Here is a 16,449-nt window from a genome sequence, read left to right on the forward strand (position 1 = left end):
CCCGCATCCGGGCAAGCCGCCGCATCGCGGGCCGAAGAAGCCGCATCGCGGCCGCTGAGCGCACGCCGGGGCAGATGACCGGCTGGAATGTCGGCCCAAGCAGCGGTTATCCGCCGCCGGGGCCGGGTTTGGCATAGTGCGGTGGCCACCCGGTCCCGCTGCCCTGCCCGCCCTTCCGTCCATGCCCCGCATCCAGGTCTTCCAGCACGTCGCCGCCGAACCCCTGGGCACGCTCGATCCGCTGATCCGGCGGCGCGGGCACCGGATCCGTTTCAGCAATTTCGAGCGCGAGCCGGACCTGCAGCCGGACATGGCGCGCTATCGCGGCCTGGTCGTGCTCGGCGGCCCGATGAACGTCGAGGAAAAGGACCGCCGTCCCCACCTGCTCGCGGAACTGCGGGCCATCGAGCAGATGCTCAAGCTCGGGCGCCCGGTGCTGGGCATCTGCCTGGGCGCGCAGTTGCTCGCGCACGTGCTCGGCGCGCCGATCCGCCGCCACCCCGTCCCCGAGGTCGGCTGGCATCCGCTGGCCACCACCGATGACGGGCGCCGGGACCCGGTGCTGGCACCGCTGGGTGAGCAGGCCCCGGTGTTCCAGTGGCACCGCTACAGCTTCCAGGTCCCCGATGGCGCCGTGCACCTGGCACGCTCGCCGCTGTGCGAGCCGCAGGCCTTCCGCTGGGGGGAAAACGCCTATGGCTTCCAGTTCCACCTGGAGATGGACGAGGCGTTGATCGAGCGCTGGCTTGCCAATCCCCGCTACCTCGACGAACTGCGGGCCTGCGGCCACGCGGCCGACGCAGCCGATATCCGCGCGCAGACGCGCCAGCATATCGCCGCCATGCAGGCGAGTTCGGAGGCCGTGTTCAACCGCTTCCTCGACCTGGTCGGGCGCCCGCGCCGCAAGCTCACGTTGCCGTCGCGCGAATTCACCTGAGTGCCGTCCCGGCAATCGGCAATCGGCTTACAGGGTCCTGTCGCTTTCGAAGACCCGCTCGCGCCCGTCGATCGGATCGAGGAAGCGCAGCGAGCGCGCCAGCAGTTTCAGTGGCCGGCTGAAGTCGTGGCCCGAGGCCGGCAACAGGTCGGGATAGAAGGGGTCGTTGAGGATCGGCGCGCCCAGCGCGGCCATGTGCACGCGCAACTGGTGCTTGCGGCCGGTGACCGGTCGCAGCCGGTACCGCCAGGTGTCGGGCGATTCTCGCGCGAGCACCTCGATGTGGGTCTCGCTGTTGGGCGGGCCGTCCACTTCGCGCATGCGGAAGAAGGGCTCGCCGGCTTCGATCCGGGAATGCCGCGATGCCGGCATGCGGCCCGTGGGCGGCGGCGCGAGCGCTTCGTAGGTCTTCTCGATGCGCCGCCCGGGAAACAGGGTCTGGTAGCGTGCCCGCGTCGCCGGCTCGACGGAGAACATCACCAGGCCCGCAGTGCCGCGGTCGATGCGGTGCAGCGGCACCAGGGTGTCCAGTCCGGTCGATGCGCGCAGGCGCGCGAGCAGGGTCTGGGCGACGAAACCGCCGGCGGGCGTCACCGGCAGGAAGTGCGGCTTGTCGGCGACCAGCAGGTGCGCGTCCTGGTGGACGATGCGCGCCTCGAACGGGATGCGCGGCTCATCGGCCACCTCGCGGTAGTACAGGACCTCCATGCCGGGCCGGTACGCCAGGCCCGGTGCCAATGCGTGGCCGGCGGCATCCTGGACGCGGCCCCGCGCGAAGCGCGAGGCCCATTCGGCGCGGGGCACGCGCGGGAATCGCGCACAGAGGCCGTCGATCAGGCTCGGCCAGGTGCCGGGCGGCAGCTGCAGGCGGCTGGGCGGCGTGCCGTCCTCGCTCACGGCCGCGGCACCGCTTCCAGTCGCGATTGCAGGAAGCCGCGCAGGGCCTGCACCGCGGGCGTGATCAGGCGCCGGTCCGGGATGACCAGGTTGAGCGGCGACGCCTCGCCACGCCAGTCGCCGCACAGGACCCGCAGACGCGCGTGGGCGATGTCGCCGGCGACGTCCAGCCACGACTTGTAGGCGATGCCGAGGCCGGCGAGCGCCCACCGGCGCACCACTTCGCCGTCGTCGCTGCTGCGGTCGCCTTCGACCGCCACGGCATGCGAGGTGCCGTCGGGCGCGACGAACTGCCAGTGCGCATGCAGGTCCTCGCCAAGCTTGAAGCGCAGGCAATTGCGGCCGGGCAGTGCCAGCGGCGAGGCAAGGGCGCCCTCGCGCGCGAGGTACTCCGGTGACGCGCACAGCACGCGGCGGTTCCACGGCGCGAGCGGCAACGCGACCAGCGAAGAGTCGGGGGGCGGGCCGTAGCGCAGCACCACGTCGACCGGCTGGCGGTAGACGTCGGCGAGGCGGTCGGTCAGCTGCACGTGCAACTGCAGGCGCGGATGGGCCTGCTGGAACGCGTCCAGCCAGGGCAGGAGCGTATGGCGCCCCACGTCCGAGGGTGCCGAGATGCGCAGCGCGCCCGCCAGTCCGGCATGTTCCTCACGCAGCTCCCGGGTGCCGACATCAAGACTCGCCAGGGCGTCGCGCGCATGAGGCAGGAAGCGCTCGCCCTCCGCGGTGAGGCGCAGGCTGCGGGTGGAACGCACGAACAGCGGGCTGCCCAGTTCGGCCTCAAGGCGTTTGAGCGCGGCACTGGCGACCGCCGGGCTCAGGTCCAGCCGCCGCGCCGCTGCGGACAAGCCTCCCAGGTCGGCCGCCTGAACGAACAACCGCAGGTCGTTGAGCGCTCGCATTTTCAAAAATCCATTGAAACTGAAACGCTTTATCGCGCCTTTTTCCCCATCAGACAAGAGCCGAGACTGTGCTCACCGCAACGCAGGCCACCCCATGGACCGCCCGACCGAACAAGCCGCCTTGCCCGACTGGCGCTTCGACCACGTCAACCTCCAGGCCAGCGATGGCTCGGCGCTGCACCGCCTGTTCGTCGAGGTCATGGGCCTCCGCCCCGGGCGCCGACCGCCCTTCCCCTTCCCCGGCCAATGGCTCTACGGCGACGCGGAGCACGCGCTCGTCCATGTCGTCGACGGACGCGGGCACGACGCGGACGCGGTCCGCCTCGGCCACGTCGCCTTCCGCACCGATCGTCCCGCCGCGATGGTGATCGATGCCCTTCGCCGCGCTGGCCTGCCGTTCGAGGCGACGACGGTGCCGGGCGACGGCGAAGTGCAACTCTTCGTGCCGCTCCCGGGCGGCCTGCTGATCGAACTCGACGCGCCTGCCCACTGACAGCTCCGGCCGCCGCATACCCTCCACGCCCTCCACGCCCTCCACGCACAAGGCCCTCCCATGCCGACCCCCGACCTGTTCCAGCCCCTCCAGCTCGGTCCGCTCGAACTGCCCAACCGCATCGTGATGGCGCCGATGACGCGCTCGCGCAGCCGCCAGCCCGGCGACGTGCCGCAGGCGATCAACGCGACCTACTACGCGCAGCGCGCCAGTGCCGGCCTGATCGTCACCGAGGCCACGCAGGTTTCCCCGCAGGGCAAGGGCTATTCGTTCACCCCGGGCATCCACGATGCGACGCAGGTGGCGGGCTGGCGCGGGGTCACCGATGCCGTCCACGCCGCGGGCGGCCGCATTTTCCTGCAGCTGTGGCACGTCGGCCGCATGTCGCACCCGGACTTCCATGGCGGCGCGCTGCCGGTGGCGCCCTCGGCGATCCCCTTCGAAGGCCAGGTCTGGAAGGTCGATCCCGCGACCGGCGTCGGCGCGATGGTCGACTGCCCGGTCCCGCGCGCGCTCGAAACCGGGGAGATCGCCGCCATCGTCGACGACTTCCGGCAGGCGGCGCTGCGGGCGATCGACGCCGGTTTCGATGGCGTCGAGATCCACGGCGCGAACGGTTACCTGGTCGACCAGTTCCTGCGCACCTCGTCCAACCAGCGCGAGGACGCCTACGGCGGGTCCCGCTCGAACCGCCTGCGTTTCCTGCGCGAGGTGGTGGATGCCGTCAGCGAGGCCGTCGGCCCCGAACGCACCGGCATCCGCCTGGCGCCTTTCCTGACCGCGCGTGGCATGGCCTGCCCCGACATCCTGCCGACGATCCTCGAGGCGGCCGAGCACCTGGATCGCCGTGGCCTGGCCTACCTGCACCTGGTCGAGGCCGACTGGGACGACGCGCCCCGGTTCCCCGATGCCTTCCGACGCGACATCCGCGCGCGTTTCGGCGGCGCGATCATCGTCGCCGGCAAGTACGATGCCCGGCGTGCCCGGGCGATCCTGGCCGACGGCCTCGCCGACCTGGTCGCCTTCGGCCGCCCCTTCGTCGCCAACCCGGACCTGCCGCGCCGCCTGCGCGAGGGCCTGCCGCTCGCCAGCCTCGACCCCGCCACGCTGTTCGGTGGCGATGCCCGTGGCTACATTGACTACCCCGAATGGACGGCCGACGCTGCCGCCCGCGCCCAGGAGATGCCCGCATGAAGGCCGTCGGATACCAGACCCCCTCGCCGATCGACGCCGCCGATGCGCTGCTCGACATCGAGCTGCCCGAACCCACCCCCGGTCCGCGCGACCTGCTCGTCGACGTCCACGCCGTCTCGGTCAATCCGGTCGACACCAAGGTCCGGCGCAGCGCGTCCCCCGACGGATCGCCCTACAAGGTGCTCGGCTGGGACGTCGCCGGCGTGGTGCGCGCCGTCGGCGCCGAGGCGACGCTGTTCAAGCCCGGCGACCGCGTCTGGTATGCCGGATCCATCGCGCGCCCGGGCGGCAACAGCGAGCGCCACGTCGTCGACGAGCGCATCGTCGGGCGGATGCCGCGCAGCCTCGACTTCGCCCAGGCCGCGGCGCTCCCCCTGACCGCGATCACGGCGTGGGAACTGCTGTTCGACCGCCTCGGCGTGGCCCGCGACGGGGGCGAAGGCCAGGCACTGCTGGTCGTCGGCGCCGCCGGTGGGGTCGGCTCGATCCTGGTCCAGCTGGCGCGTCGACTGACCCGGCTCAAGGTCATCGGCACCGCCTCGCGGGAGGAGACCCGCCAGTGGGTGGCGTCGCTGGGCGCCCATGCCGTCGTCGACCATCGGCAACCGCTGTCCGAAGCGCTGGTGGCGATCGGCGTGCCCCAGGTCGACTACATCGCCAGCCTGACCCATTCCGGCAGTCACTTCCCGCAGTTGGTCGAGGCCCTCGCGCCGCAGGGCCGGATCGGCCTGATCGACGACCCCGACAGCCTCGATGCGCGCCTGCTCAAGCGCAAGTCCGCCTCGCTGCACTGGGAGTTCATGTTCGCCCGCCCCCTGTTCGGGACGCCGGACATGATCGAACAGCACCGCCTGCTCGATACCGTCGCCGACCTGGTGGACGAAGGTGTGCTGCGCACCACCATGGGCGAGCACTTCGGCCGCATCGACGCCGCCAACCTCAAGCGCGCCCACGCCTTGCTCGAAAGCGGGCGCGCGCGCGGCAAGATCGTGCTGGAGGGCTTCGGCGCCTGAAATACCGTCGACGGCCATGGCGGCTAGAATGGCGCTCCTTCGTTCTCCCGAGCCGGCCATGGCCCTCAATTCGACCGTCGTCAAGGCGGAACTGCAGATCAGCGACATGGATCGGCATTACTACGCCACCCACGACCTCACGCTGGCGCAACACCCGTCCGAGACCGACCAGCGCCTGATGGTGCGGGTGGTGGCGTTCGCCCTCCACGCAAGCGATCGCCTCGAGTTCGGGCGCGGGCTGAGCACCGAGGAGGACCCGGACCTGTGGCTGCGCGACTACACCGGCGACGTCGACCTGTGGATCGACCTCGGCCAGCCCGATGAGTCGCGGATCAAGAAGGCCTGCGCCCGCGCGCGCCAGGTCGTGGTGGTGAATTACAGCGGGAACGCCGCCGACATCTGGTGGACCCGCATCGCCAACTCGCTCACGCGCCTGAAGAACCTCACCGTGCTCGACCTGCGCCCGGACACGGTCGACGCGCTGGCGGCGATCGGCAAGCGCGGCATGCGCCTGCAGGCCCTCATCCAGGACGGCGAGCTGACGCTGATGAGCGACCTGGGCAGCGTCGCCCTGCGGCCGGACGTCCGCGTCGCCGCGCAGTAACCCATGAGCGGCGCGTCCCCCGACACCCACGACGTGCTGGTCGTCGGCGGCGGCGCCGCCGGCCTGATGTGCGCGATCACCGCCGGCCAACGGGGCCGGCGCGTGTGCGTCGTCGAGCACGCCAACCGGGTCGGCAAGAAGATCCTCATGTCGGGCGGCGGGCGCTGCAACTTCACCAATACCGGCACCACGCCGGCGAACTACCTGTCGGCCAACCCCCACTTCTGCAAGTCGGCGCTGGCGCGCTACACGCCCTGGCAATTCATCGAGATGGTCGAGCGCCATCGCATCGCCTACCACGAGAAGGAGCTGGGCCAGCTGTTCTGCGACGTGTCCTCCAAGCTCATCGTGCGCATGCTGCTGGACGAATGCGAGGCCGCCGGCGTGCAGGTCGAGACCTCCTGCAGCATCGAGCAGGTGGTCCACGACGACGATGGCGGTTTCACCCTGCGGACCACGCGCGGCGCGTTCACCGCCCCGTCCCTGGTCGTGGCCAGCGGCGGGCTTTCCATCCCGAGCATGGGCGCGACGGGCTTCGGCTACGAACTCGCGCAACGCTTCGGCCACGCGGTCCTGCCGACACGGGCCGGACTGGTCCCGCTCACCCTCAGCGGCAAGCACCTGGACCGCATGGAGGGCCTCAGCGGCGTCGCACTGCCGGTCACCGCGAGCTGCAACGGACAGGCCTTCAGCAATGCCATGCTGGTGACCCATCGCGGCGTCAGCGGCCCTTCGATCCTGCAGGTCTCCTCGTACTGGCAGCCCGGCGATGCGCTGTACCTGGACCTGCTGCCCGGGCGCGACGCGCTGGACTGGCTGCAGGCGCAGCAACGCGAGCGTCCCGCGGCGGAGCTCAAGACCGTGCTCGCGGACGTCATGCCCAGGCGCTTCGCCCAGCGACTGTGCGAGGTCTGGCTGCCGGGAGCGGCCACGCCGCGACCGTTGCGCCAGTTCAACCTGCCGCAGCTGCGCGCGATCGCCGCGGTCCTCGCGCAGTGGCCGCTGGTGGCCAGCGGGACCGAGGGCTACCGCACCGCCGAGGTCACCCTGGGCGGCGTCGACACCGACGGCCTGTCGTCGAGCACGATGGCCTCGCGACAGGTCCCCGGCCTGTACTTCATCGGCGAGGTCGTCGACGTCACCGGCTGGCTGGGCGGCTACAACTTCCAGTGGGCATGGGCCTCCGGACACGCCGCCGGCCTGGCGGCGTGAGTGCCCCGCGGCGCGGGCTCGGGCCGTAGGGTGGGTCGAGCCGAAGGCGAAACCCACCCTCGCGCAGCCGCATGCATGACGAACGATGGGTTTTGCTGCGCGCTACCCATCCTACGGCGCCACCCGTCCTACGATCGCCCCCGGCGCGTCGCGCGGGGCAGCCATGCGCCATCCTCTCCCCCGTCGGGAGATCAACCTCAGAATGGCCGCGGCATGCCCAGCAGCGGCGCCAGCAGCCAATAGGCGGCCAGCAGCACCAGTCCCCACATCAACAGCTTGAGCACGACGCCTGCCAGCTTGAAGGCGAGGTAGAGGCCGACGACCAGAAGCGCGATGGCCATCCAGCTCATGCCCGGGCTCCGTTGTTCATTCGCCCTGCTCCTGCGCATGGTCCTGCGCGGCAAGTCGCAGGTGGTGGAAGTCGAAGCTGAAATCGGTCTTCGGCGAGATCGCCTCCATGCGCATGCCGGTGACCTTGCCATCGGGGTCCAGGCTGAAGTTGACGAAGGCATCGGCGTTCAGCCAGCGCTGGTCCCAGCGCACGATGAAGGTGTCGTGCTGCCAGTGCGACAAGGTGCCCACGAGGGCGGGCGTATGGCCGAATCGCAGCGCCAGGCCGTCGCCGCGAGGCTCGACGAAGACGTCGCCGTACCACGGATCGCGATACCTGCGTGCGTATCCGGACAGCGGCAGCGAGGGTCGCGAGCGCGTGTCGCGCGCGGCCAGGTGGGCCTCCCAGTCCTCGTCCGACTTCTCCTGTGCCTTGTCGACGGCCGCCTTGTAGGCCGCGTTCCAGTCGGTCGCCGGCAGGTCCAGCATCAGGTCCAGGGCGCGCAGGGTGACGGCATGGAAGGCCGCACCGACCTCGGCATTGGTCAGGACCACCACGCCCAGGCCCTGGTCGGGGACCAGGGTCAGGCGCGAGACCATCCCCGGCCAGCCGCCGGTATGCCAGACCAGCTTCTCGCCGCGGTAGTCGGTCAGGTTCCAGGCTTCGCCGTAGCCGGCGAAGTCCGGCGTCATCGGGGCCAGCTCGGGCACCGGCGGCTTGCGCACCGGGATCGGCGTCAGCACCGTCCACATCTCCTGCTGGCGCTTCTCGCTGAAGAGCGCGTGCGCCTTGCCCGCGGCGTCGCGATAGCGACCGCCGGCCAGTTGCATGGTCATCCACCGGGTCATGTCGTGCACGCTGGAATAGATCCCGCCCGCGCCCGACACGTTGTGCCAGGAGAGCCGCGGCGCGGGCTCGAGGTCCTTGAAGTCCGCCTTGGCATAGCCGGTGGCGACGTTGTCGCCGGGCCGCAGCGCGTCGCTGTTGAAGCGCGTGTCGGTCATCCCCAGCGGATCGAAGATGCGTTGCTGCAGGAAGTCCGCGTAGGACTGTCCGCTCGCCGCCTCGACGACCAGCTGGGCGACGCCGAAGAGGATGTTGTCGTAGGCGTACTGGGCGCGGAAGCCGCCCTCGATCGGTACGTCGCGCAAGCGGCGCGCGACCTCTTCGGTCGTGTAGTCCGTGGTCGGCCAGTACAGCAGGTCGCCGGCGCCCAGGGCCAGGCCGCTGCGGTGCGCAAGCAGGTCGCGGATGCGCATCTCGTGGGTGACGTAGGGATCCGACATGCGGAACCAGGGCAGGTGGTCGATGACCCGGTCACCCATGTCCAGCTTGCCCTCGTCGGCCAGGATGGACAGCGAGGCGGCGGTGAAGGCCTTGGTGTTGGACGCGATCGCGAACAGGGTGCGCGGCTCGACCGGTGCCTCGGGCGACAGCGAGCGAAGCCCGTAGCCGCGCTCCATCACCACCTCGCCATCCTTGACGATCGCCACCGCGATGCCGGGAACGTCAAAGGTGTCGCGCACGCGCTCGACATAGGCGTCGAAACCAGCCAGGCGCGTGGCCGCATCGTCCTGGCGTGGTGCGTCCGCGGCGGCGGTCGCGTCCTGTGCCAGGGCGGGCGTCGCGAACAGCATCGCCGATGCCAGCAGCAGTCCGGCCCACGCACTGCCACGGCCCACCCGCGTCGGCCGGCGGCCGTCGCACCCCTTCATCGTCGACCGCATAGGCGGCGTTACCGGATCACTGCACACGTATCGCATTCCCCCATGAGTGGTCGGGCGACGATACAACACGCGGCGATGCAGGGGGCATACTGGCGCCCCCCCGTGAGCCATGTCCCCTGCGATGCCGCCCAGTGACACCCACGAACCGACCCTGCCCGGCCTTGCCGTGGTCGGCGGCGGCCCCGCCGGCCTGATGGCGGCCGAGGCCGCGCGCGCCGCCGGCATCGAGGTCGACCTGTTCGAGGGCAAGGGCTCGGTCGGCCGCAAATTCCTGATCGCCGGCAAGGGCGGGCTCAACCTCACCCACGGCGAAGGACGCCCGGCATTCGACGCCCGTTACCGCGAACGCGCCGCGGCGGTCGGTCGCTGGCTCGACGACTTCGATCCCGATGCCCTGCGCGCCTGGGCGGCCGGGTTCGGCATCGATACCTACGTCGGCTCCTCCGGCCGCGTGTTCCCGCGCGACCGCAAGGCGGCGCCGTTGCTGCGCGCGTGGGTCCGCCGCCTGCGCGATCAGGGCGTGCGCTTCCACGTGCAGCACCGTTGGACCGGATGGGACGACGCGGGTGCCTTGTGTTTCGAGACACCCGCCGGCCCGCTGCGCCGGCACGCGCGGGCGACGGTCCTCGCGCTCGGTGGCGCGAGCTGGCCGCAGTTGGGCTCGGATGGCGCGTGGGCCCACACCCTCCGCGGGGTCGGCGTCGACGTGCGGCCGCTCGAAGCGAGCAACTGCGGCTTCGACATCGGCTGGAGCGATCACTTCCGCGAACGCCACGCCGGCGCGCCGATCAAGCCCGTCGTCGGCATCTGGCGCGACGCAACGGGGCAGGAACACCATCTCCAGGGCGAATGCGTGGCGACCTCGCACGGCATCGAAGGCAGCCTGGTCTACGCCCTGTCGGCGCCGTTGCGCGACGCCATCCGTCGCGACGGCAGCGCCCGCCTCTGGCTCGACCTCGTCCCCGGACGCAGCGCGGACCGGCTCGCGGCCGAGCTGGCACGCCCGCGCGGCAAGCGCAGTCGCAGTGAGCACCTGCGGCGCCAGGCGGGGCTGTCGGGGGTGAAGGCCGCGCTGCTGCACGAGTGCCTGCCCGCCGCCACCCTGGACGATCCCGGCGCGCTGTCCGCGGCCATCAAGCGGCTGCCGCTCGAGCTGCGCGCGACGCGCCCCGTCGCCGAGGCCATCAGCAGCGCCGGCGGGGTCGCCCTCGAGGCGCTGGACGCATGCCTCATGGCGCGCGTGCGCCCGGGCGTGTTCCTGGCCGGCGAAATGCTCGACTGGGAAGCGCCCACCGGTGGCTACCTGCTGCAGGCCTGCTTCGCCAGCGGGATGCGCGCGGGGCGCTGCGCCGTGGCCTGGCTGGGCGGGGAGTGAATCCGCCGCCCGGTCGTCGCCCGGTTCGCCGTTCGTCGGGCCACGTGGAATATATTTTACCAATTGGTTGACTTTCGCCTGGAGTGCGATATCTTCAACCACATGGTTGAATTTGACTCCCGATCGCTGGACGCGCTTTTCCATGCCCTGTCGGACCCGACCCGGCGCGCGATGCTCCAGACCCTCTCGAACGGCTCCCACAAGGTGGGCGAACTCGCCGCCCCGTTCGACATGTCGCTCGCGGCGGCCTCCAAGCACATCAAGGTGCTCGAACAGGCCGGACTGGTCCGCCGCGAAGTGCGCGGCCGCACCCATACCTGCCACCTCGAGGCCTTGCCGATGCATGCGGGCCTGGAGTGGATCCGGCACTACGAAGCCTTCTGGCGCGGCCGCCTGGATGCGCTCGAAGCCCTGCTCCGGGCTGGCGACGCCACCGGCACCCCGCCAACGGGCACCCCCGCCCCCACCCGCAAGGAGACACCCTGATGGACAATGATGCACATGGCACCCTGCTCGGCGACGATGCGGTCCGGCTGCAACGCCTCCTGCCCGGCCCGATCGAGCGGGTCTGGCGTTACCTCACCGAACCCGCACTGCGCCGGCAGTGGCTGGCCGACGGTCCCTTCCCCGGGGACGCGGGCGAAGGCTTCGAGCTGACCTTCCGCAACAACTCACTGACCCGTGCCGACGATCCGCCCCCGGCCCGGTACGCCGGCATGGCCGAGCTCGCCCACACCCGTGGCCACCTGCGGGCGTGCTCGCCCCCGCACCGGCTGGTCATCACCTGGGACGAGGATGCCGAAGGCAACGGCTCCGAGGTGAGCTTCGAACTCGAACCCGACGGCGACGAAGTCCTGCTGACCCTGACCCACCAGCGCCTGCCGCGCCGTAGCGCGCTGGTCAGCGTCTCCAGTGGCTGGCACGCCCACCTGGGCGTGTTGCACGCGCGCTTGATGGACACCGACCCGCCGCCGTTCTGGCAGACCTTCTCGCGGCTGGAACAGGACTACGAGCAACGTATCCCCACGCCGCCGTCCGAAGGCTGAGGGACCCGCCTGCTGGCTTCCGCATCGCCGCCGCGACGGTGGCGATGCGATACTGCGTGGCCCCGCCCACCCGACCGGCCCGATGCTTCGACCGACCGTCCTCTGCGCCTGCCTGCTGCTCGCCGCCTGCCATGACCCCGGCCCGCCCCCTGGCGGCCAGGTCGCCGCGCTCGAGCGGATCGAACTGCAGGCAGGCAGCGGCGACGTCGCCCGTCCTGGCATGGAAGTCACGGTCCACTACACCGGCTGGAACTACGACGAGCGCCGGCCCGGGCTGCGTGGCGAAAAGTTCGACAGCTCCCGCGATCGCGGCGAACCCTTCACCTTCCTCCTCGGCGCGGGCCGCGTGATCCGCGGTTGGGACGAGGGCGTGGCCGGGATGCGCGTGGGCGGCAAGCGCGAGCTGCGCATCCCCGCGTCGCTGGCCTATGGCCGCAAGGGCGCGGGCGGGGTGATCCCGCCGAACGGCTCGCTCGTCTTCGAGGTCGAACTGCTCGACGCGAAGCCGCGCTGAGCCGCGCGCGCCCCGGCGGCGACTTGAAAGTCACCGCCGCACACCCATCTTGCGCCTGTATCCCGAACCCCGGGGCGAGCCCGATGCTCGACACCACGCATACAGGAGCCATGGCATGAGCGCCGAGTCACACAAGGAAACGCTGGGATTCCAGACCGAGGTCAAGCAGCTGCTCCAGCTGATGATCCATTCGCTGTACTCCAACCAGGAGATCTTCCTCCGCGAGCTGGTCTCCAACGCGTCCGACGCGATCGACCACCTGCGCTTCCAGGCGATATCCGATCCGGCACTGCTGGAAGGGCCGCACGAGCCGCGAATCCGCATCGACTTCGACAAGGACGCCGGCACCGTGACCGTCGAGGACAACGGCATCGGCATGGGCCGCGACGAAGTCATCGCCAACCTCGGCACCATCGCGCGCTCGGGCACCGCGGAGCTGCTGCGCAGCATGTCGGGCGAGCAGAAGAAGGACTCGCAGCTGATCGGCCAGTTCGGCGTCGGCTTCTACTCCTCCTTCATCGTTGCCGAGCGCGTGGACGTGTTCACGCGCCGGGCGGGACGGCCGGCCAGCGAGGGCGTGCACTGGAGCTCGCGAGGCGATGGCGAGTTCGACATCGCGACGATCGAAAAGGCCGAACCGGGCACCCGCATCGTCCTCCAGCTGAAGGACGACGCGAAGGACTTCGCGGACGGCTGGCGCCTGCGCGACATCGTCAAGCGCTACGCCGACCACATCGGCGCACGGATCGAGATGCCGGGCACGCCGCCGGAAGACGACGCCCCGGGCGCGCCCGCCTGGGAGGCGGTCAACGATGCCAGCGCCCTGTGGACCCGTCCGCGCAGCGAGGTCGGCGACGAGGAGTACCGCAGCTTCTACCAGCACGTGACGCACGACTTCCAGGACCCGCTGGCCTGGAGCCACAACAAGGTCGAGGGCAACCTCGAGTACACCTCCCTGCTCTACCTGCCGGCACACGCGCCCTTCGACCTCTACCATCGCGACGGCAGCCATGGACTCAAGCTGTACGTGCAGCGCGTCTTCATCACCGACAAGGCCGAGCAGTTCCTGCCGCGCTACCTGCGATTCGTGCGTGGCGTGGTCGACTCCAGCGACCTGTCGCTGAACGTCTCGCGCGAGATCCTGCAGAACAACCCGATGATCGGCTCGATGAAGACCGCGCTGACCCGGCGCGTCCTCGACATGCTCGACAAGCTCTCGGGCGACGCCGACAAGTACGCGACCTTCTGGGACCAGTTCGGCGAGGTCCTCAAGGAAGGTCCGGCCGAGGACTTCGGCAACCGCGAGAAGATCGCCGCGCTGCTGCGCTTTTCCTCCACGCACGACGACAGCGGCAAGCCCAGCGTCGCACTGGCCGATTACGTGGCGCGCATGAAGGACGGCCAGGACAAGATCTACTACCTGGTCGGCGAGAGCCACACCCAGTTGCGCAACAGCCCGCACCTGGAGGTCTTCCGCAAGAAGGGCATCGAGGTCCTGCTGTTCAGCGACCGCATCGACGAGTGGATGATGGGCTACCTGCACGAGTTCGACGGCAAGTCCTTCGTCGATGCCGGTCGCGGCGACCTCGACCTGGGCGCCCTGGACTCGGAAGCGGACAAGGCCGCGCAGGAAGAAGTCGCCAAGTCGCGCCAGGGCCTGGTCGACCGGCTCAAGGTGGCGCTGGGCGAGCAGGTCTCCGACGTACGGGTCTCGCACCGTCTGACCGACTCCCCGGCCGTGCTGGCGATCGGCGAAAACGACATCGGCGCGCAGATGCGCCAGATCCTCGAGGCCAGTGGCCAGGCCGTGCCCGATTCCAAGCCGGTGTTCGAGTTCAATCCCGCGCACCCGCTGATCGACAAGCTCGACGGCGAGCCTGACGGCGAACGCTTCGATGCGCTGAGCCTGATCCTGTTCGACCAGGCGGCCCTGGCCGCGGGCCACGGCCTGAAGGACCCGGCCCGCTACGTGGGCCGCCTGAACAAGCTGCTGGTCGAACTGGCCGGCTGACGTCGGGCGGGGCGATCGCCCCGCACGGTCCTCGCGCGCCTGCCGGCCTATCCGATGCCGGCGGCGTCGCGCTGGATCGCCCTGACCTCGCGACGCGGCGGCGCACCGAACAGGCGCCGGTACTCTCGGCTGAACTGCGACGGACTCCCGTAGCCGACGCGGTGGCCGGCCGCGGCCGCCTCCAGGCCCTCGCTGAACATCAGTCGCCGCGCCTCGTGAAGGCGTAGCTGCTTCTGGAACTGCAAGGGCGACATCGCGGTCACCGCCTTGAACTGGTGGTGCAGCGACGAGGCGCTCATGTGCATCGCCTCCGCCAGCGCGTCGACCCGCAGGGCCTGGTCGAAGTGCGCGCGGATCCAGTCGATCGCACGGGCGACCCGGTGGGCATGGCCTTCCTGTACCACCAGGTGGCGCAGCTGGTGGCCGAGCTCGCCCATCAGCACGCGATACTGGATCTCGCGACAGGCCGCGGGCGCCAGCACCGGCAGGTCGCGCGGGCTGTCGAGCAACCGCACCAGCCTGAGCAATGCGTCGAGCAGTTCGCCGGACATCGATGCGACGTACATCCCCAGCCCGTCGTCGCGGTCCGCCGGCGCGGATGCGGACGGGCCGAGTTCGAGCAACAGCCGCGCGATCTCTTCGGTGTCGATCGCCAGGCGCAGGCACAGGTAGGGCTGCTCGGGCGTCGCCTCCAGGATCTGGCCGACCGCCGGCAGGGTCAGCGACACGACCAGGTAGTTCAGCGGGTCGTAGTGCAGCACCCGGTCGCCGACCACGGTCCGCTTGCGTCCCTGCACGACCACGCAGAGGCTGGGCTCATAGACCGAGGGCAGGCCCTGGTTGGGTGCACTGGCACGGATCAGGGTCAGGGGTGCCCAAGGGCTGGGATGGGCGCCGTCGACGGTCGCCAATCGGGCAATCCGCCCGGCCAGCTCGCGCTGGCGCGGGTCGCCCGCAGTCCGGGCCTCGCTCGCGTGTCCTGTGTGCAATTGCATGATTTCGATGGTGCTTCTGGTCCAGGACCAGCATACGCCGGCCCGGGCGACGTGATGCGTCGGCAAAGCCCGCCATGCAGGATCGGGCAAGGATCCTGCGGCAACCGTCTACCGGCCCGGCCGTGCCCGCCCCTAGGCTGTCCCCTCCCCCACACGGAGCGATGCAATGACGCTTTCTCTTTCCCGCCCTGTCCCGCGCCGGCGCCTTGGTGCCGCGCTGGAGGTATCGGCCATCGGCCTGGGCTGCATGGGCATGTCGGACTTCTATGGCCCGTCCGACGAGCAGGCCAACCTCGCCGTGCTCGACCACGCGCTCGACATCGGCGTCGACTTCCTCGATACCGCCGACATGTACGGCGTCGGCCGCAACGAGATCCTGCTGTCGAAGGTCCTGGCCCGGCGGCGCGATGAAATCGTGCTGGCGACCAAGTTCGGCAACGTGCGCGCGGCCGATGGCGCGTTCCTCGGCATCGACGGCTCACCTGCCTACGTCGCCGCCGCCTGCGACGCCAGCCTGAAGCGCCTGGGCGTCGACCACATCGACCTGTACTACCAGCACCGCGTGGATCCGAACGTCCCGATCGAGGAGACCGTCGGCGCGATGGCGCGCCTCGTCGAGGCCGGCAAGGTCCGCCACCTGGGCCTGTCGGAGGCGTCCGGCGACACCGTGCGCCGCGCTGCCGCCGTGCACCCGATCGCCGCGCTGCAAAGCGAATACTCGCTGTGGACGCGCGACGTGGAGACCGACGCCCTGCCGGCGTGCCGCGAGCTCGGCATCGGTTTCGTGCCCTACAGCCCGCTCGGCCGCGGCTTCCTGACCGGCGCGATCGCGTCCACCAGCGCCCTTGCCGACGACGACTGGCGACGGCAGAACCCCCGCTTCCAGGACGGCAACATCGACGTCAACCGCGCCCTGGTCGAGGCGGTTACGGCCCTGGCCGATGCACGGGGCTGCACGCCGGCGCAGCTGGCCCTGGCCTGGCTGCTGCATCGCGGTCCCGACATCGTGCCGATCCCGGGCACGCGCCAGACCCGCCGCCTGGACGAGAACGCGGCCGCGACCATGCTCGAACTCGACGCAGTCGAACTCGCACGCCTGGACGAGGTGCTCGCGCGGCACGAGGTCGCCGGCACCCGCTATCCCGAAGCGGGCATGCGCAACGTCAACGCCTGAGGCCTCGTCCGCCCGGCCAGGGCC

Annotated in this window: 17 protein-coding genes; 12 read left to right on the forward strand and 5 right to left on the reverse strand. The window is 70.6% G+C overall.

The window, feature by feature from the left end:
* Window positions 1-181 precede the first annotated feature (181 nt).
* On the forward strand, window positions 182-937 hold the full coding sequence (locus FKV25_RS05700; protein WP_170218560.1) for a type 1 glutamine amidotransferase: 756 nt from the start codon (window positions 182-184) through the stop codon (window positions 935-937).
* Window positions 938-964: 27 nt separating this feature from the next.
* Here FKV25_RS05700 and FKV25_RS05705 read toward each other — a convergent pair whose 3' ends face one another.
* Window positions 965-1,834 carry a pseudouridine synthase gene (locus FKV25_RS05705; protein ID WP_141517831.1) on the reverse strand — a complete coding sequence of 290 codons (870 nt, stop codon included), beginning with the start codon at window positions 1,832-1,834 and terminating at the stop codon, window positions 965-967.
* Window positions 1,831-2,736: a LysR family transcriptional regulator gene (locus FKV25_RS05710; RefSeq protein ID WP_141517832.1), complete on the reverse strand. Its 906-nt coding sequence runs from the start codon at window positions 2,734-2,736 to the stop codon at window positions 1,831-1,833. The genes FKV25_RS05705 and FKV25_RS05710 overlap by 4 nt, the downstream gene beginning before the upstream one ends.
* 94 nt (window positions 2,737-2,830) lie before the next feature.
* Between FKV25_RS05710 and FKV25_RS05715 the strand changes: the two genes are divergently transcribed.
* From FKV25_RS05715 to FKV25_RS05735, 5 genes are read left to right on the forward strand one after another with little or no spacing between them, the layout of a single operon-like run.
* Window positions 2,831-3,229, forward strand: coding sequence for a VOC family protein (locus FKV25_RS05715; protein ID WP_141517833.1), 399 nt, complete (start codon window positions 2,831-2,833; stop codon window positions 3,227-3,229).
* A 60-nt stretch (window positions 3,230-3,289) separates the two neighbouring features.
* Complete coding sequence (locus FKV25_RS05720; RefSeq protein ID WP_141517834.1) at window positions 3,290-4,423, forward strand: alkene reductase; 1,134 nt, start codon at window positions 3,290-3,292, stop codon at window positions 4,421-4,423.
* Window positions 4,420-5,436, forward strand: a complete 1,017-nt coding sequence (locus FKV25_RS05725) for a zinc-binding alcohol dehydrogenase family protein (RefSeq protein WP_141517835.1) — start codon at window positions 4,420-4,422, stop codon at window positions 5,434-5,436. Before FKV25_RS05720 ends, FKV25_RS05725 begins: the two co-directional genes overlap by 4 nt.
* 58 nt (window positions 5,437-5,494) lie before the next feature.
* Window positions 5,495-6,040, forward strand: a complete 546-nt coding sequence (locus FKV25_RS05730) for a YaeQ family protein (RefSeq protein WP_141517836.1) — start codon at window positions 5,495-5,497, stop codon at window positions 6,038-6,040.
* A 3-nt stretch (window positions 6,041-6,043) separates the two neighbouring features.
* Window positions 6,044-7,252 carry a BaiN/RdsA family NAD(P)/FAD-dependent oxidoreductase gene (locus FKV25_RS05735; RefSeq protein ID WP_141517837.1) on the forward strand — a complete coding sequence of 403 codons (1,209 nt, stop codon included), beginning with the start codon at window positions 6,044-6,046 and terminating at the stop codon, window positions 7,250-7,252.
* 197 nt (window positions 7,253-7,449) lie between these two features.
* On the opposite strand, the gene FKV25_RS05740 is transcribed toward FKV25_RS05735, so the two are convergent.
* Both FKV25_RS05740 and FKV25_RS05745 read right to left on the reverse strand, forming a co-directional pair.
* Complete coding sequence (locus FKV25_RS05740; RefSeq protein WP_141517838.1) at window positions 7,450-7,602, reverse strand: DUF4175 domain-containing protein; 153 nt, start codon at window positions 7,600-7,602, stop codon at window positions 7,450-7,452.
* 16 nt (window positions 7,603-7,618) lie between these two features.
* Window positions 7,619-9,220, reverse strand: a complete 1,602-nt coding sequence (locus tag FKV25_RS05745) for a serine hydrolase (protein WP_141517876.1) — start codon at window positions 9,218-9,220, stop codon at window positions 7,619-7,621.
* Between the two features lie 199 nt (window positions 9,221-9,419).
* On the opposite strand from FKV25_RS05745, the gene FKV25_RS05750 reads away from it, so the two are divergent.
* The 5 genes from FKV25_RS05750 (at window position 9,420) to htpG (ending at window position 14,256) form a co-directional block, all read left to right on the forward strand.
* The gene (locus tag FKV25_RS05750) at window positions 9,420-10,685 is read left to right on the forward strand and encodes a TIGR03862 family flavoprotein (RefSeq protein WP_246071951.1); all 1,266 of its coding nucleotides are present in this window, start codon (window positions 9,420-9,422) and stop codon (window positions 10,683-10,685) included.
* A gap of 102 nt (window positions 10,686-10,787) precedes the next feature.
* Entirely contained in the window at window positions 10,788-11,171 is a 384-nt protein-coding gene (locus FKV25_RS05755; protein WP_141517840.1) for an ArsR/SmtB family transcription factor, read from the forward strand.
* A complete protein-coding gene (locus FKV25_RS05760; RefSeq protein WP_141517841.1) occupies window positions 11,171-11,731 on the forward strand; it encodes an SRPBCC family protein in 561 nt (186 codons plus the stop codon). Before FKV25_RS05755 ends, FKV25_RS05760 begins: the two co-directional genes overlap by 1 nt.
* Window positions 11,732-11,813: 82 nt before the next feature.
* Window positions 11,814-12,245, forward strand: a complete 432-nt coding sequence (locus FKV25_RS05765; protein WP_141517842.1) for an FKBP-type peptidyl-prolyl cis-trans isomerase — start codon at window positions 11,814-11,816, stop codon at window positions 12,243-12,245.
* Window positions 12,246-12,360: 115 nt separating this feature from the next.
* Window positions 12,361-14,256: a molecular chaperone HtpG gene (gene htpG / locus FKV25_RS05770; RefSeq protein ID WP_141517843.1), complete on the forward strand. Its 1,896-nt coding sequence runs from the start codon at window positions 12,361-12,363 to the stop codon at window positions 14,254-14,256.
* A gap of 47 nt (window positions 14,257-14,303) precedes the next feature.
* On the opposite strand, the gene FKV25_RS05775 is transcribed toward htpG, so the two are convergent.
* Entirely contained in the window at window positions 14,304-15,251 is a 948-nt protein-coding gene (locus tag FKV25_RS05775) for an AraC family transcriptional regulator (protein ID WP_141517844.1), read from the reverse strand.
* 166 nt (window positions 15,252-15,417) lie between these two features.
* Here FKV25_RS05775 and FKV25_RS05780 point away from each other — a divergent pair, with 166 nt between their 5' ends.
* Complete coding sequence (locus FKV25_RS05780; RefSeq protein WP_141517845.1) at window positions 15,418-16,425, forward strand: aldo/keto reductase; 1,008 nt, start codon at window positions 15,418-15,420, stop codon at window positions 16,423-16,425.
* The last annotated feature ends 24 nt before the right edge of the window (window positions 16,426-16,449 follow it).

Source organism: Marilutibacter aestuarii (genome assembly GCF_006546775.1).
In the GTDB taxonomy this organism is placed as follows: Bacteria; Pseudomonadota; Gammaproteobacteria; order Xanthomonadales; family Xanthomonadaceae; genus Marilutibacter; species Marilutibacter aestuarii.

What these genes read in the sequence shown, in the direction of transcription:
- FKV25_RS05700 (WP_170218560.1), top strand. Translation starts at nt 182, where the DNA reads ATGCCCCGCATCCAGGTCTTCCAGCACGTCGCCGCCGAACCCCTGGGC.
- FKV25_RS05710 (WP_141517832.1), bottom strand. Translation starts at nt 2,736, where the DNA reads ATGCGAGCGCTCAACGACCTGCGGTTGTTCGTTCAGGCGGCCGACCTG.
- FKV25_RS05715 (WP_141517833.1), top strand. Translation starts at nt 2,831, where the DNA reads ATGGACCGCCCGACCGAACAAGCCGCCTTGCCCGACTGGCGCTTCGAC.
- FKV25_RS05720 (WP_141517834.1), top strand. Translation starts at nt 3,290, where the DNA reads ATGCCGACCCCCGACCTGTTCCAGCCCCTCCAGCTCGGTCCGCTCGAA.
- FKV25_RS05725 (WP_141517835.1), top strand. Translation starts at nt 4,420, where the DNA reads ATGAAGGCCGTCGGATACCAGACCCCCTCGCCGATCGACGCCGCCGAT.
- FKV25_RS05730 (WP_141517836.1), top strand. Translation starts at nt 5,495, where the DNA reads ATGGCCCTCAATTCGACCGTCGTCAAGGCGGAACTGCAGATCAGCGAC.
- FKV25_RS05735 (WP_141517837.1), top strand. Translation starts at nt 6,044, where the DNA reads ATGAGCGGCGCGTCCCCCGACACCCACGACGTGCTGGTCGTCGGCGGC.
- FKV25_RS05740 (WP_141517838.1), bottom strand. Translation starts at nt 7,602, where the DNA reads ATGAGCTGGATGGCCATCGCGCTTCTGGTCGTCGGCCTCTACCTCGCC.
- FKV25_RS05745 (WP_141517876.1), bottom strand. Translation starts at nt 9,220, where the DNA reads ATGCTGTTCGCGACGCCCGCCCTGGCACAGGACGCGACCGCCGCCGCG.
- FKV25_RS05750 (WP_246071951.1), top strand. Translation starts at nt 9,420, where the DNA reads ATGTCCCCTGCGATGCCGCCCAGTGACACCCACGAACCGACCCTGCCC.
- FKV25_RS05755 (WP_141517840.1), top strand. Translation starts at nt 10,788, where the DNA reads ATGGTTGAATTTGACTCCCGATCGCTGGACGCGCTTTTCCATGCCCTG.
- FKV25_RS05760 (WP_141517841.1), top strand. Translation starts at nt 11,171, where the DNA reads ATGGACAATGATGCACATGGCACCCTGCTCGGCGACGATGCGGTCCGG.
- FKV25_RS05765 (WP_141517842.1), top strand. Translation starts at nt 11,814, where the DNA reads ATGCTTCGACCGACCGTCCTCTGCGCCTGCCTGCTGCTCGCCGCCTGC.
- htpG (WP_141517843.1), top strand. Translation starts at nt 12,361, where the DNA reads ATGAGCGCCGAGTCACACAAGGAAACGCTGGGATTCCAGACCGAGGTC.
- FKV25_RS05775 (WP_141517844.1), bottom strand. Translation starts at nt 15,251, where the DNA reads ATGCAATTGCACACAGGACACGCGAGCGAGGCCCGGACTGCGGGCGAC.
- FKV25_RS05780 (WP_141517845.1), top strand. Translation starts at nt 15,418, where the DNA reads ATGACGCTTTCTCTTTCCCGCCCTGTCCCGCGCCGGCGCCTTGGTGCC.